General features: G+C 65.1%; 14 protein-coding genes and 1 tRNA gene. 12 read left to right on the forward strand and 3 right to left on the reverse strand.

Annotated elements, in window-relative coordinates:
* Nucleotides 1-663: 663 nt before the first annotated feature.
* The 7 genes from P73_RS13020 to P73_RS13050 all read left to right on the forward strand — a co-directional run bounded on the left by P73_RS13020 (nt 664) and on the right by P73_RS13050 (nt 6,547).
* A complete protein-coding gene (locus P73_RS13020) occupies nt 664-1,320 on the forward strand; it encodes an SRPBCC family protein (RefSeq protein WP_043869897.1) in 657 nt (218 codons plus the stop codon).
* 10 nt (nt 1,321-1,330) lie between these two features.
* Entirely contained in the window at nt 1,331-2,500 is a 1,170-nt protein-coding gene (locus P73_RS13025; protein ID WP_043869898.1) for a zinc-dependent alcohol dehydrogenase, read from the forward strand.
* A 23-nt stretch (nt 2,501-2,523) separates the two neighbouring features.
* On the forward strand, nt 2,524-3,303 hold the full coding sequence (locus P73_RS13030; protein ID WP_043869899.1) for an SDR family NAD(P)-dependent oxidoreductase: 780 nt from the start codon (nt 2,524-2,526) through the stop codon (nt 3,301-3,303).
* A 100-nt stretch (nt 3,304-3,403) separates the two neighbouring features.
* Entirely contained in the window at nt 3,404-4,006 is a 603-nt protein-coding gene (locus tag P73_RS26325; protein ID WP_074742990.1) for a DUF2934 domain-containing protein, read from the forward strand.
* A 78-nt stretch (nt 4,007-4,084) separates the two neighbouring features.
* Nucleotides 4,085-4,249 (forward strand): zinc ribbon-containing protein, encoded by a 165-nt coding sequence (locus P73_RS13040; RefSeq protein WP_043869900.1) that lies wholly within the window; start codon nt 4,085-4,087, stop codon nt 4,247-4,249.
* Between the two features lie 147 nt (nt 4,250-4,396).
* Nucleotides 4,397-5,149, forward strand: coding sequence for a glycosyltransferase family 2 protein (locus P73_RS13045; protein ID WP_043869901.1), 753 nt, complete (start codon nt 4,397-4,399; stop codon nt 5,147-5,149).
* Nucleotides 5,150-5,602: 453 nt separating this feature from the next.
* Nucleotides 5,603-6,547, forward strand: coding sequence for a hypothetical protein (locus P73_RS13050; protein ID WP_043869902.1), 945 nt, complete (start codon nt 5,603-5,605; stop codon nt 6,545-6,547).
* A 180-nt stretch (nt 6,548-6,727) separates the two neighbouring features.
* Here P73_RS13050 and P73_RS13055 read toward each other — a convergent pair.
* Together P73_RS13055 and ypfJ are read right to left on the reverse strand one after the other, a co-directional pair.
* Nucleotides 6,728-6,814 (reverse strand) — tRNA-Leu (locus tag P73_RS13055).
* A gap of 63 nt (nt 6,815-6,877) precedes the next feature.
* Nucleotides 6,878-7,732, reverse strand: a complete 855-nt coding sequence (gene ypfJ / locus P73_RS13060) for a KPN_02809 family neutral zinc metallopeptidase (RefSeq protein ID WP_043869903.1) — start codon at nt 7,730-7,732, stop codon at nt 6,878-6,880.
* Between the two features lie 137 nt (nt 7,733-7,869).
* Between ypfJ and P73_RS13065 the strand changes: the two genes are divergently transcribed.
* Genes P73_RS13065 through P73_RS13075 form a run of 3 tightly spaced genes read left to right on the forward strand, consistent with a single transcriptional unit; the run spans nt 7,870 to nt 9,162 of the window.
* Nucleotides 7,870-8,448: a YqaA family protein gene (locus tag P73_RS13065; protein WP_043869904.1), complete on the forward strand. Its 579-nt coding sequence runs from the start codon at nt 7,870-7,872 to the stop codon at nt 8,446-8,448.
* Nucleotides 8,445-8,939 (forward strand): disulfide bond formation protein B, encoded by a 495-nt coding sequence (locus P73_RS13070; protein ID WP_043869905.1) that lies wholly within the window; start codon nt 8,445-8,447, stop codon nt 8,937-8,939. The genes P73_RS13065 and P73_RS13070 overlap by 4 nt, the downstream gene beginning before the upstream one ends.
* Nucleotides 8,940-8,979: 40 nt before the next feature.
* Nucleotides 8,980-9,162 (forward strand): hypothetical protein, encoded by a 183-nt coding sequence (locus P73_RS13075; RefSeq protein ID WP_139267027.1) that lies wholly within the window; start codon nt 8,980-8,982, stop codon nt 9,160-9,162.
* 7 nt (nt 9,163-9,169) lie between these two features.
* Here P73_RS13075 and P73_RS13080 read toward each other — a convergent pair whose 3' ends face one another.
* Complete coding sequence (locus P73_RS13080; RefSeq protein ID WP_043869907.1) at nt 9,170-9,457, reverse strand: usg protein; 288 nt, start codon at nt 9,455-9,457, stop codon at nt 9,170-9,172.
* Between the two features lie 218 nt (nt 9,458-9,675).
* Between P73_RS13080 and gyrA the strand changes: the two genes are divergently transcribed.
* On the forward strand, nt 9,676-12,435 hold the full coding sequence (gyrA, locus tag P73_RS13085) for a DNA gyrase subunit A (RefSeq protein ID WP_074742992.1): 2,760 nt from the start codon (nt 9,676-9,678) through the stop codon (nt 12,433-12,435).
* 179 nt (nt 12,436-12,614) lie between these two features.
* A complete protein-coding gene (locus P73_RS13090) occupies nt 12,615-13,475 on the forward strand; it encodes a hypothetical protein (RefSeq protein ID WP_043869909.1) in 861 nt (286 codons plus the stop codon).
* Nucleotides 13,476-13,508: the final 33 nt, after the last annotated feature.

Consider the following 13,508-nt stretch of genomic DNA (forward strand, 5'->3'; position numbering starts at 1 on the left):
GGTTTCCCGGCCCAGGCCATACGGTCACGCGGGATCCGACATCCGCTCCGGACATCAGGTTTCACGCGGCCGCCCCCTTGGCCTTTGTGCCCCCAGGTTGGGCCCTTCTAGGGATATGGCAAAAATGCGGCCGCGCAACGGGGAAAATGACCGAAGCTTGTCGAGTTTCTGACGCGAAACGGGCCTGGCTGCGGCAGAATGCGGGGGGAAAACCCGTTCCGGCGCTGCGGTCCTGCCTCGGAATATTCCCAATTCGAAAATATTATCAGCATGTTGCGACGTTGTTTTTGGCCCATCCGCCGGATCGGAGGCATCCACGCCCCAAACATCGCGACCCGGCCTGTTCCCGCCCCTCTGGCGCCGCCCGCTTTCGCGTCATGCGCGAACCAATCGCCCTGTTCTTCTACAATTTGTTGATAAGCGTGAACAATTCGCCCAGCGGTCTGCCGACCGGCACCGAATCACACCGCGGCACGAAGGCGATGCCGTACAGCAGGCGCCCGAGAGGCTTCTCACCACCGGGACGGGTCGCTCGGAAACCTGCCGCCGAAGACCTGGCTGCGGTGCGAGGACCGCCGGCGTTTGCCGGGAACAATCCGCTCCCGCTCCTGTTTGCGGGACCAGATACGCGGCAGACAACGGCAGACAGGAGACCGATCCCCGATGACACGGCAACGCAGGACTGAACGCAGGACAGACAGCGGCCTCGGACCGCGCGCGGAAACGGCGCTCGCCCTCGCCCTCGGTGTGGCGGTGGGCGGAGTGCTCTTCGGCGTCACGCGGCGGATGGCGACGACCGCCCCCGGCATGCGCGACAGCGCGCCGGGCCGCACGAGCCGGCGCAGCCGCTACGGCGATTACGCCGTGATCGGACGCACGGTGACGATCAACCGCCCGCGGTCCGAACTCTATGCCTTCTGGCGCGATTTCGGCAACCTGCCGCGCTTCATGGAGAATATCGAGGCGGTCGAGGTGGAGGGCGAGCTTTCGACCTGGACGATCCGCGCGCCGGCCGGCGAGATCCGGGTGAAGACGCGGATCGTTTCCGACCGGAAGGACGAGGAGATCGCCTGGCGCTCGGTCGAGGGGTCCGAGATCGACACGGAGGGCAAGGTGATGTTCCGCGACGCGCCCGGTGGTCGCGGCACCGAGGTCGAGGCGGTCGTGGCCTATGTCCCGCCCGCCGGAGAACTCGGCCGGCTGGTCGCGAAGCTCTTCCGGCGCGAGCCCGAGCTTCAGGGGCGCCGTGAACTGAAACGTTTCAAGATGCTGATGGAAACCGGCGAGGTCGCCACCGCCGCGAACCGTCGGGCAGCCTGAGGAGAACCGTATGCGCGCGCTGACCTTCCACGGCAAACACGACGTCCGTGTCGAGACCGTTCCCGATCCCGAGATCGTCAACCCGCGGGACGCGATCATCGAGGTGACCGCCACCGCGATCTGCGGCTCGGACCTGCATCTCTACGACGGGGTGATCCCCGGCGTGCACCGGGGCGACATTCTCGGCCATGAATTCATGGGCCGGGTCGTGGAGACCGGCCGCGACAGCCCGCTCAAGAAGGGCCAGCGCGTCGTGGTGCCCTTCACCATCGCCTGCGGCAAATGCTTTCACTGCGCGCGGCAGCAATATTCCGCCTGCGACAATTCCAACCCGGCAGAGACGCAGGACAGTTCCGAACTGCTTTACGGCCATGCGCTCTCCGGCCTGTTCGGCTATTCGCACCTGACCGGCGGCTATCCCGGCGGACAGGCGCAGTATGTGCGCGTCCCCTTTTCCGATGTCGGACCCATCGTGATCCCCGACGGGCTCTCCGACGAGGAGGTGCTGTTTCTCTCCGACATCCTGCCGACCGGCTGGATGGCCGCCGACAATTGCGACATCGAGGAGGGCGACACCGTGGCCGTCTGGGGCTGCGGGCCGGTGGGCCTCTTCGCGGTCCAGAGCGCGCTGCTGATGGGCGCGCATCAGGTGATCGCCATCGACCATTACCCGCACCGGCTGGAGCTCGCCCGCGCGCTCGGCGCGAAGGTGATCGACTATCGCCACAGCCATGTCCTCGAGGCGCTCAGGGAGATGACCGGCGGTCTCGGCCCGGATGCGGTGATCGACGCGGTCGGGATGGAGAGCCACGGGCTCGCGCCCGATGCCGTGCTCGACGCGGCCAAGCAGACCTTCGGCTTCGGGGCGGATCGCGGCCATGCGCTGCGCGAGGCGATCCTCGCCTGCCGCAAGGGCGGCCGGGTCTCCGTGCCGGGGGTCTATGGCGGATTTCTCGACAAGTTCCCGCTCGGCGCCTTCATGGAGAAAGGCCTCCAGTGGCGCACCGGGCAGACCCATGTCCAGAAATATTCGCAGGACCTGCTGCGCCGGATCGGAGAGGGCGAGATCGACACGACCTTCCTCATCTCCCACCGCCTGCCGCTCGAGGAGGCGGCGACCGGCTATGCCAATTTCCACGAGAACAAGAACGAGTGGACCAAAGTCGTCCTGACCCCCTGATCCCGCCGGAAAGGAGTCCCCGAATGCCCGGAACCAACCTGCTCGCCGTCGTCACCGGCGCCTCGACCGGGATCGGTCTCGAACTTGCGAAGCTCTGTGCCCGTGACGGGCACGACCTGGTGATCTGCGCGGATGAGGCGGAGATCGAGGCGGTCGCGGAGCGGCTGCGCGGCGAAGGCGTGGAGGTTACCGCCGTCCTCGCGGACCTCGCCACGCCCGAAGGCGACGCGCGACTGTGGCAGGCAGTGGCCGGGCGGGAGGTCGATTTCCTCATGGCCAATGCCGGGATCGGTCTGGGAGAGGCCTTTCTCGACGAGGATCCCGGCGAAATCGGCAAGGTGATCGCCCTCAACGTCTGCGGCACCACGCGCCAGCTCCACGAGTGCGGACAGCGGATGCGCGCGCGCGGGCGGGGCCGCATCCTCGTGACGGGCTCGATCGCCGGGAAGATCCCCGGCAGCTTTCAGGCGGTCTATAACGGAACCAAGGCCTATCTCGACAGCCTGAGCTATGCGCTGCGCAACGAGCTGAAGGACAGCGGCGTCACGGTCACCTGCCTGATGCCGGGCGCCACCGAGACCGAGTTCTTCGACCGCGCCCATATGGAGGAAACGCCGATCGGCCGGGACGAGGGCAAGGACGATCCCGCGATGGTGGCGCGGAAGGGCTACGACGCGATGATGAAGGGCGAAAGCGGGGTTGTGACCGGCTTCATGACCAAGGTTCAGGCGACCTTTGCCGGCATCATTCCCGACACGGTCCTGGCGCAGATGCACCGGCGGATGGCCGAACCCGAGACGTGATCTCCGGCGCCGGAGGAGGCGGGAACAAAGCCCTGCCGGGCCTGTTGACTTCACCGCAGAACCCGCGGGAGGCGCGGGTTCGCGGATAGGGAGAACAGAGATGGCACATGCGAACCGCAAGAAATTCGGCGCGGGTCAGCAGGATCAGGGCAAGGGCGACGGCACCGGCGGGATGTCGGCACCCGATATCGAGAACCTGCCCGACAACGAGATCCTCTCGAACCGGGCGACGTCGCGCCATTCCGACCAGCGCGGCCTCGACAGCCGCCATGTCAGCACCGAGCAATATCACGAGCATGTGGACAACCACGCGCCCGGCGCCGGAGAGCCCGGTGCCGCCGCGGCGGGCGGCAAGCTCGCCGACGAACGGCCCGACGGGCAGGAGATGGCGGAGGCCGGCGAGCAGGCGGCGCAACAGCAGGAGGAGACCATGAACAGCGAATTGCAGCAGCGCATCGAGACCCGCGCGCACCAGATCTGGGAAACCGAGGGTCGGCCGGACGGGCGCCACGTCGATCACTGGACGCAGGCGGAACGCGAGATCGGGGAGGAGATGCGGGCCGGCGACCGCACCCCCGCGGACTCCGGCAGCGCCGGCAGCGGCCTCGGCCCGAGCGGCATCGCGCCCACCGGATCGGCCGGTGACGAGGCGGGTCTGGTCGGAAGCGACACCGTCGGGGAAAGCGATCGGCCCCGGAGCTGATGCGCCCCCTGCCCGTCCCGGCGGCTCCGCCCGCCGGGCGGCCGGGTTGCGCAACACGACGAAGGAAAGGCGAGGAAGATGACCGCGAAAACCGGCGAGACAGCGCGCGAAACCGGCGACTTCCGCTGCGCGCGCTGCCACGAGCAGGTCCATGTGACCAAGGGGCACAGGATCCCCCGGTGCCCGAATTGCGGCAATGACAGTTTCGACGCCCGCTATCACGAGCCGGCAAACAAGAGCTGACAGCCGCGGCCTTCCCGTCCCTTGCGCGGCGACCCGCGCAACGGGAGCCCCGGCCTCACGGCGGGCGGGAAAGGGATTGAACGGGGTGACGGGTTCTGGCAGATCTGGCGCAGAGGCTGAAGGACCTTATCGAGGGCGCGAGTACCTATGGACGAAATCGACCTCTGTCTGGTCGCCTGCCGCCGTCCTGACCTGTTGCGGGTGACGCTCGCGTCTTTCCGGGACAATCTGTTGCGGCAGGCGCCGCTCAGGCAGGCCTATGTCAATATCGACCCCTTCATGGGCGACGCATGTCAGGAGGCCGAGGCCGTCGAAATCGTGCGCGACCACTTCCCGGAAGCGGTGATCTTCACCCCCGAGCGGCCCGGATTCTGCGAGGCCGTCAAGCGCGTCTGGAGCCACACGACCGCGCCAGCGGTGCTGCATCTCGAGGATGACTGGGTGCTCGAGGAGCCGGTCGATCCCTGCATGCTGCTTGCGCGCCTCGACGAGCGGACCAGGGCGGTCAGTTTCCTGTCGCAGGAGCACGGTTCCCGCGGCATGCGCGCGTTCAGCGAGGCGCGCACCCGGCGGCGGATTCTCGGCGTTCCCTACCGCAGGTGCCTCGAGACGCGGTTCAACACCAGTCCGGGCCTGTTCGACGGTGCCTTCCTGCGCCGCGCCGCCGAGATGCTCGACCCGGAGCTCGATCCCGAGAAGCAGATGCGCCGCTCCGGCGGCAACAGGGGCCTCTACGACATGTGCCAGTCCTTCCGATGCGCGTTTCACAAGGCCGGGGACGGCTCTCCCATCGTGCGGGACATCGGCCGGGACTGGCGCGACAGGCGCGGCATCAAGAAGGTGCTGAGCGGCGGCCGGTCCCAATGGACGACAGCGGAGGGCAGGTCCGTCGCGCCGTGAGACGGCGGACCGGTCGGGCGGCAAAAGTGTTGCCTGCCTCCTGAAATTTTGGCAAGCACTTCGGGTAAGCTCGACGCTTCAAACTCAAACCGGCCTCTGCGCGGCGCTTCCGAGTGTTTGGATTCAGAACAATTGTGACCAATACCTTTGCCTCCCTCGATCATGTGAAATCGGCCACGTCGCGGAGAATAACGCTCCAGTATCTGCTGGGACTTATTTTTGTTTTCGCGTGCCTCAACCCATGGACGAATTTTGGGACGAATTCCTTGGACTCCCAGCCGTGGGCATTCATTCTCGGGGTAATCTATCTTGTTTCGCTGCGTAAATTCTCCCTCCCGATCCACGCGACCACCATCGGCGTCGCCCTGCTCGGCGGCGTAGTGACATCACTTCTGATTTCTACCCCCCCCCCCCGCGGTTGCGAGGGCATTTATAAGCTATGCCACTGTTATTGTGGTCTATATTTCCTTCTATAATTTTCTGATCCGGAACGGATTTCCCGGAAAATTCTTCTTTGTCGCGGGTCTCACATGGATAGCCTTCGCTCTTGTCGAGATCGTGGATCCTTCCATTCCGAGTTACTTGTCCCCCTACCGCACGACCCCGGACAGAGGCCTCACGTCACTCGCACCGGAACCGACATTCTTTGGCATATTCCTGCTGTTCTTTGCATGGATAATCATCGCGAAATCCGGAGACAGCTTATCCCGGAAAGATAAGGTTCTGGTCGCCTTGATGATCGGAAGCATCTTCGTTCTGGCCCAATCTTCCATGGTGATCCTCTATTTGGCGACAGCGGCGATGATCTACGCGATATTTGCCTTTGTGCGGACGGTGTCGCGGCTGAAAGCCCGCAAAACTCATTTCGTCGTCATGTTGCTGCTCATTGCCTTCGCAATGATCGCTTTCTATGGAATCAACAGCTTTCTCGTCGACTCTCGCGTCGCAAAACTGCTCTCACAGGTGATGGATGTCGGCATTGCAGGCCTGGTCGCCTATGACGCCAGCATATCGGCGCGCATCGAAGATGTATTTCTTTCGCTGCACGGTTTCGTCTTCCACAACGGAGTCCCCGGCGGCCTGGACACCTTTGAAGCCACGAAGGACGTTCTTCGTGGCCAGTGGAATGGCCTCTTCTGGTATTCGTCGTTTCAAAGCAAAATCATGAGTTGGCTCGGGGCGTTGCTGTATGAACTGGGGTGGTTCGGTGTGATCGCGTTCGGCGCCATTCTACATGCGGCACGCAGATCCGGTGTAACCTGGTCCGAAATCACGATATTCACCGTGGTCCTGCTGGGAGCTATTCCGGTCGCATTTCCTCTTGTACCGGTGCTGATCGCCACATGGGTATACAAAGGGAGAGGTTTGCGGTCGTCACGAGGCCGTCACGGATTTTGATACACGCTGTCCCAGCCCTCCGCGCCTGACCGGAGAAGAGGCACAGCCGCGCACGGCCTCGCTCCCCTCTCCACGGTTGGCTAAGCCGTGAAAAAACGGATCTTGGCAAAGAGTTTGGAGTGCGGGTCCCCGTGGAAAGTCTTCCGAAAGAGGCGGGGGCGAAATTCCTCTGTCAAACAATGGTACCCGTGGCCGGACTCGAACCGGCAAGCTATCGCTAGCGGGGGATTTTGAATCCCCTGTGTCTACCAATTCCACCACACGGGCGCACGCGGCCGGAGCGCGCGGTAAGCCGCATTTACCGAAGCGCGCGGGTCCCGTCCAGAGGGATCACAGTCTCTGCGCCGAGAAAGTGTCGCAGGCGTCGAGCGCGCCGGTCTCGTAGCCGCGCGCGAACCAGCGCTGGCGTTGGTCGGAGGTGCCGTGGGTGAAGGTATGCGGCTGCGGCACCCGGCCGGCGCTGCGCTGGAGCCGGTCGTCGCCGATCTGGCGCGCGGCGTTCAGCGCCTCGCGGATGTCGTCATGCTCGAGCGAGCCGAAGGCCTCGTCGGCCCTGCGCGCCCAGATCCCGGAGAAGCAATCGGTCTGAAGCTCGATACGAACCGAGACGGCGTTGCTTTCGGCGGCGCCGACCTGTGCCCGATAGCGGTTCGCCTCGCCCAGGATACCGAGCTCGTCCTGCACGTGATGGGCGACCTCGTGGGCGACGACATAGGCCGCGGCGAAATCCCCGCCCGCGCCGAGATCGCGCTCCATCGTGACGAAGAAATCCGTATCGAGATAGACCTTGCGGTCCGAGGGGCAGTAGAAGGGCCCGGTCGCACCGGAGGCGGAACCACAGGGGCTCTGCGTCACGCCCTTGTAGAGCACGAGGATCGGCGGGACATAGTCGCCGCCGAGCTGTTCGGTGAAGACCGCGGTCCAGATCTCCTCCGTGTCGGCGAGCGTGACGGAGACGAATTGCGCCGCCTCCTCGTCGGCGGCGGTGATTTCCGTTGTCCCCTGCGTGGAGATCCGGTCCGGGCCGGCGCCGTCCAGAAGCGGCGTCACGTCGATGCCGAGCAGATAGCCGATCACCACGATCGCCAGCAGGCCGAGGCCGCCCACACCGCCCACGGCCGCGCCTCCGCCCATGCGCCGCCGGTCCTCGATGTTGCGCGAGCCGCGCCGTCCCCGCCACTTCATCGTCCGTTCTCCCGCCCTGCACCGTCCCGCTCACATTACCGTCACCGGATTGCGCGGCAAGGCAAAAGCGGTGGCCGCCGCTTGACCCTGTGCACCGAATGGGGCCTAAAGGGCGAAACGGCAGGATCGGGACGGGTATGATCAGACGGCTTTACGAGTGGACCATGTCGCTGGCCGAAAGCCCGCATGCGCTCTGGGCGCTCGCCTTCGTCTCCTTCGTCGAAAGTTCGGTCTTCCCGATCCCGCCCGACATCCTGATGATCCCGCTGATCGTGGCGCGGCCGCGCGAGGCGTTCAGGATCGCGGGCATCGCAACCGCGGCCTCGGTGGCGGGCGGCATGCTCGGCTACTGGATCGGCTACGGCGCCTTCGAAAGCCTCGGGCGCCCGGTGCTCGAGTTCTACGGTAAGGATGCCTATTTCGACGAGTTCGCGCTCAAATACAACGCGTGGGGGGCCTGGGCGGTGCTGGTCGCGGGGGTGACGCCCTTTCCCTACAAGGTCATCACCATCCTGTCGGGGGCGACTGCGCTGTCGCTGCCGGTCTTCATCGTCGCCTCGATCACGGCGCGCGCGCTGCGGTTCTTCGTCGTCGCCGCGCTCCTGTGGAAATTCGGCGATCCGATCCGCGACTTCATCGAGCGCCGCCTTGGCCTCGTCTTCACCCTTCTCCTTCTCCTCTTCTTCGGCGGCTTCTATGCCGTGACATACCTATGACCGAGTCCTCCGATTTCGCCCCGAAACAACCCGCCCTCGCCGCGACCCTCGGCTCCTTCGCCCTGCTCGCCGGCGCCTTCGTCTTCCAGGCCTTCGGCTATGCGCCCTGCCCCATGTGCCTGTGGCAACGCTGGCCGCATGCCATCGCCATCGTGATCGGCCTGCTGTTCCTGACGACGCGGCTGCGCGCCCTGGCGGCGCTCGGCGCGCTGAGCATGCTCGTCTCCGCAGGGCTCGGCCTGTTCCATGCCGGCGTGGAGCAGAGATGGTGGTCCGGCCCCTCCTCCTGCACCGGATCGGGCGACACGCTGTCGGGGCTCTCGGGGACCGAGCTGCTTCCGGGCGCCGGCGGCCCCTCCCATCTCGTGCTCTGCGACGAGATCGTCTGGGACACCTGGGGGCTCGGCATCACCATGGCGGGCTGGAATTTCCTGTTCTCGCTGCTGTTCCTCGCGCTCTGGCTCGTGGCGCTGCGCAAGGCGCGCGCCTGAGCCCTTGCAAGCCGGCGATTTCCGCCCCATCTTTGAAGGCATGAGCAAACCCGCCGCAAAGATCGTTCCCCTTCCCGCCATTCGCCGCGGACGCAAGCGGCTCGGCACGCCGCTCGCCGACGACCGGGCGGCGGCGCTCAAGGCCCGGTTTTCCGAGGTCTCGAAAACGTCGACCACGGGCAGCGCCGCCACGCCGCTCAAGATGCTCCTGAACCGGTTCTAGCCGCGCGTCAGTGAAGGGTGAATTCGCCGACGCAGTTGCGCCATTCTCCGGGACCGACCAGGGTGCGGTGGGTGAAGCGCACATGATGCAGCGGACCGTCGATATTCTCCTGCCAGAATTCGATGAAGCGGAAGAGTTTCGGATAGTCCGGCGCGAGATCGTAGAGCTGCCATGAGAAGGTGTTCAGCACATTGCGGTAGTCCGGCATGCGGTAGGTGAATTCGGCAAGCGTGAGGCCGTAGCCGGTCAGCATCATCTCGGTCTCGCTCATCTCGCGCGCGTCTTCTCTGGTCATGTGGCGTGGTCTCCTGTCGGGTGCTGGAACGGGGCTTGTGCGCCCCCCTCCTGAAAATCCTGCCGCAAAATCATTAACTGTCAATGAAAACAGCATGTTGTCACAGGTGGCCGGTGGCTGCCAAATCCGCGGGGGATCAGCCATTGCACCCTATATCCCGTATGGGGTAGAGTGTGGCACAACTATATACAGATCGCAGCCAAAGACAGGCGGACAACGTGAGCGACACTCCGGAAACACCTGAAAACGAAGAAGAAACACCGCGCGAGCCGATGTATTGGGAAGGCCCGAAAATCTCGATCACCGACGAGATGAAGTCCTCCTACCTCGACTATGCGATGTCGGTGATCGTGTCCCGCGCGATCCCGGACCTGCGCGACGGGCTGAAACCGGTACATCGGCGCATTCTCTTCGCGATGAATGAGGCGGGCAACACCCATGACAAGCCCTACCGCAAATCGGCGCGGGCCGTGGGCGATACGATGGGCAAATATCACCCGCATGGCGACTCGGCGATCTATGACGCGCTCGTGCGGATGGCGCAGCCGTTTTCCATGTCCCTGCCGCTGCTCGACGGCCAGGGCAACTTCGGCTCGATGGACGGCGATGCCGCCGCGGCGATGCGCTATACCGAAGTGCGGATGGACAAGCCTGCCGCCTATCTGCTGGCCGATATCGACAAGGATACGGTCGATTTCGAACTGAACTACGACGGCAAGGACCAGGAGCCGACGGTGCTCCCGGCGCGCTTCCCGAACATGCTGGTGAACGGCGCGGGCGGCATCGCGGTCGGCATGGCGACGAACATCCCGCCGCACAATCTCGGCGAGGTCGTCGACGCGACGCTCGCGCTCATCGAGACCCCCGATGTCTCCACCGAACGGCTGATGGAGATCGTGCCCGCCCCCGATTTCCCGACCGGCGGGATCATTCTCGGCCGCGCCGGCGCGCGCAAGGCCTATCTGGAGGGCCGCGGGTCGGTCATCATCCGGGCGAAGACACGGGTGGAGGAGATCCGCCGCGACCGCTATGCGATCGTCGTGGATGAGATCCCCTATCAGGTGAACAAGGCCGCGATGATCGAGAAGATCGCGGAAATGGTGCGCGACAAGCGGATCGAGGGCATTTCCCATGTCCAGGACGAATCCGACCGCAACGGCGTGCGCGTCGTCGTGGAGCTGAAGCGCGACGCGACGCCCGAGGTGGTGCTGAACCAGCTGTTCCGGTTCACGCCGCTCCAGACCTCCTTCGGCTGCAACATGCTGGCGCTGAACGGCGGGCGGCCGGAACAATTGACGCTGCGCCAGTTCCTCGAACATTTCATCACCTTCCGCGAGGAAGTCGTGGCGCGCCGCACCGCCTTCGAATTGCGCAAGGCCCGCGACCGGGCGCATATCCTCTGCGGCCTCGCCGTCGCGGTGTCGAACGTGGACGAGGTCGTGGCGACGATCCGCTCCTCCGCCGATGCCGCCGAGGCGCGCGAGAAGCTGATGACGCGCCGCTGGCCCGCCGCCGAGATCGCGGATTACATCCGCCTGATCGACGACCCGACCCATACGATGAACGAGGACGGCACCTACAACCTGTCGGAGGTGCAGGCCCGCGCGATCCTCGATCTGCGCCTGCAACGGCTGACCCAGATCGGGGTGAAGGAAGTCACCGACGAGCTTCAGGAGCTCGCCGCGAAGATCAAGGACTACCTCGCCATCCTCGCCTCCCGCGAGCGGATCATGGGCATCATCTCTGCGGAACTGACGGAAGTGAAGGACCTCTTCGCCGTGCCCCGCCGCACCGAGATCACCGACTGGTCGGGCGACATGGAGGACGAGGACCTGATCGAGAAGGAGGACATGGTTGTGACCGTGACCGCCTCCGGCTGGGCAAAGCGCACGCCGCTCGCCGACTACCGCGCCCAGAAGCGCGGCGGCAAGGGCCTGTCGGGCATGGCGACGAAGGACGAGGACGTGATCACCACGCTGTTCGTCGCGAACACCCATACCCAACTCCTGATCTTCACCACGGACGGCATGGCCTACAAGCTGAAGACCTGGCGCCTGCCGCAGGGCGGCCGCACGGCGAAGGGCAAGCCGCTCGTCAACATCCTGCCGATCCCGACGGGCGTCGGCATCGCCGCGATCCTTCCGGTGGACCGCGACGAGAGGGACTGGGACGATCTCCAGATCGTCTTCGCCACCTCCAAGGGCTCGGTGCGCCGCAACCGCCTGTCGGATTTCACCAATGTGAAGGCGAACGGCAAGATCGCGATGAAGTTCGAGGGCGAGGACGAGGGCACGCGCCTCATCAACGCGCGGATCTGCGACGAGAACGACGACGTGATGCTCGTCACCTCCTCCGGCCGCGCGATCCGCTTCCCCGTCCCCGATGTGCGCGTGTTCAACTCGCGCAGTTCGACCGGCGTGCGCGGCATCAAGCTCGTGAACGAGGGCGACGAGGTCGTCTCCATGTCGGTGATCCGCCATTTCGACGCGGAGAGTGCCGAACGCCAGGCCTATCTCAAGATGCGCCGCCAGATGGCCGGAGCGGACGAGTCCGAGGTGAGCGATGACGAGGAGGAAGTGGCCGAAGGCTCGATCTCGATGGAGCGGTTCGAGGAGATGCGCGCCGCGGAGGAGCTGATCGTCACCATCACCCGCAACGGCACGGGCAAGCTTTCCTCCAGCCACGACTACCCGGTGCGCGGGCGTGGCGGCCAGGGCGTGACGGCGATGGAAAAGACGATGCGCGGCGGGCCGATCGTGGCCTCCTTCCCGGTGGGCTTCGACGACCAGATCATGCTCGCCACATCCAAGGGCCAGTCGATCCGCTGCCCGGTGGATGGCATCTCCTTCCGCTCGCGCTCGGCCGGCGGCGTGCGGGTGTTCAACACCGGCAAGGGCGAGGAGGTTGTCTCCGTCGCCTGGATCGCGGAAAGCGACGAGGAGGATGCCGACGACGCCCCCCGTCCGGTCGCGGAATAACGCGCCACCGGCCTGCGACATCACGAACGGCGGTCCCATGGGGCCGCCGTTTCGTTGTGCGCTACGCCTGTCTCCGAATTGTCACAGACGCCGAAAGGTTGTGATCCGCGCGCTCTGCCCCCTCAACCTTTCCGCGGCAAAGGAGTAGCTCCGTACCATCATTTCCGATGAGGTTAAAAATGAGCCAAAAACAAAAAATTTCCCTTGCCCTCGCCCTGATCTCCGCCACCGGCGCGGCCGCGGCCGAAGGCGTCACCTACACCTCCGTCGAGCTGTCCCATTACGATCTCGACGGGATCGACGCGACCCTCCTGAACGGCAATTTCGACTATGTCACCGGCCCGTTCTCCTTTACCGGCGGCGTGCTGATCGGCGAGGTCGAGAATCTCGACATGACCCTGCTCGAGATGACCGCGGGCTACGCGATCGTTCCCGGCGTCACCGTCTACGGCATGCTCGGCTATGTCGATACCGACGATTTCGACGACACCGCCTATGGCCTCGGCGTCGAATACCAGACCGGGGATTACGGCGCGGCGCTGCAATACGAGACCTCCGACGACAGCGACGCCGACAGCTACACCCTGGCGGGCTTTGCGGGCTTCGGCCCCTCCACCGTCTACGGCTATGCCAATGATGTGGAGGATTTCAGCTCCTACGGCCTCGGCTACAAATACGACGGCGGCCAGTTCGAGGCGAATATCGCCACCGACTGGGCCGAGGGCGGTCTCGACACCGGCCTGACCGCGTTCAGCGGTGAGTTCGACACCAGCATGCAGTTCACCGTGCTCGCCTCCGTCATCACCGGCAACGAGGATTTCCTCGACACCGGCATCGCGACCATCGGCGGCCGCTACGCCTTCACCGACAGTGTGTCGCTCGAGGCGAATTACGGCACCGGCTTCGGCGATCTGGACGATGCCGACGGCTTCGCGCTCAAGCTGAAGCTCGAGACCGGCGGGCGCCGGATGCGCGTGACGGATCAGGTCGACGACTATGCCGCCGACACCACGCCGCTCCGCGATCTGGCGAGCTACTGATCCTCGGACAGGACGCCCCGCAGGTCTTCCGGC

The organism is Celeribacter indicus, assembly GCF_000819565.1.
Taxonomy (GTDB): Bacteria; Pseudomonadota; Alphaproteobacteria; order Rhodobacterales; family Rhodobacteraceae; genus Celeribacter; species Celeribacter indicus.

What these genes read in the sequence shown, in the direction of transcription:
- P73_RS13020 (WP_043869897.1), top strand. Translation starts at nt 664, where the DNA reads ATGACACGGCAACGCAGGACTGAACGCAGGACAGACAGCGGCCTCGGA.
- P73_RS13025 (WP_043869898.1), top strand. Translation starts at nt 1,331, where the DNA reads ATGCGCGCGCTGACCTTCCACGGCAAACACGACGTCCGTGTCGAGACC.
- P73_RS13030 (WP_043869899.1), top strand. Translation starts at nt 2,524, where the DNA reads ATGCCCGGAACCAACCTGCTCGCCGTCGTCACCGGCGCCTCGACCGGG.
- P73_RS26325 (WP_074742990.1), top strand. Translation starts at nt 3,404, where the DNA reads ATGGCACATGCGAACCGCAAGAAATTCGGCGCGGGTCAGCAGGATCAG.
- P73_RS13040 (WP_043869900.1), top strand. Translation starts at nt 4,085, where the DNA reads ATGACCGCGAAAACCGGCGAGACAGCGCGCGAAACCGGCGACTTCCGC.
- P73_RS13045 (WP_043869901.1), top strand. Translation starts at nt 4,397, where the DNA reads ATGGACGAAATCGACCTCTGTCTGGTCGCCTGCCGCCGTCCTGACCTG.
- ypfJ (WP_043869903.1), bottom strand. Translation starts at nt 7,732, where the DNA reads ATGAAGTGGCGGGGACGGCGCGGCTCGCGCAACATCGAGGACCGGCGG.
- P73_RS13065 (WP_043869904.1), top strand. Translation starts at nt 7,870, where the DNA reads ATGATCAGACGGCTTTACGAGTGGACCATGTCGCTGGCCGAAAGCCCG.
- P73_RS13070 (WP_043869905.1), top strand. Translation starts at nt 8,445, where the DNA reads ATGACCGAGTCCTCCGATTTCGCCCCGAAACAACCCGCCCTCGCCGCG.
- P73_RS13075 (WP_139267027.1), top strand. Translation starts at nt 8,980, where the DNA reads ATGAGCAAACCCGCCGCAAAGATCGTTCCCCTTCCCGCCATTCGCCGC.
- P73_RS13080 (WP_043869907.1), bottom strand. Translation starts at nt 9,457, where the DNA reads ATGACCAGAGAAGACGCGCGCGAGATGAGCGAGACCGAGATGATGCTG.
- P73_RS13090 (WP_043869909.1), top strand. Translation starts at nt 12,615, where the DNA reads ATGAGCCAAAAACAAAAAATTTCCCTTGCCCTCGCCCTGATCTCCGCC.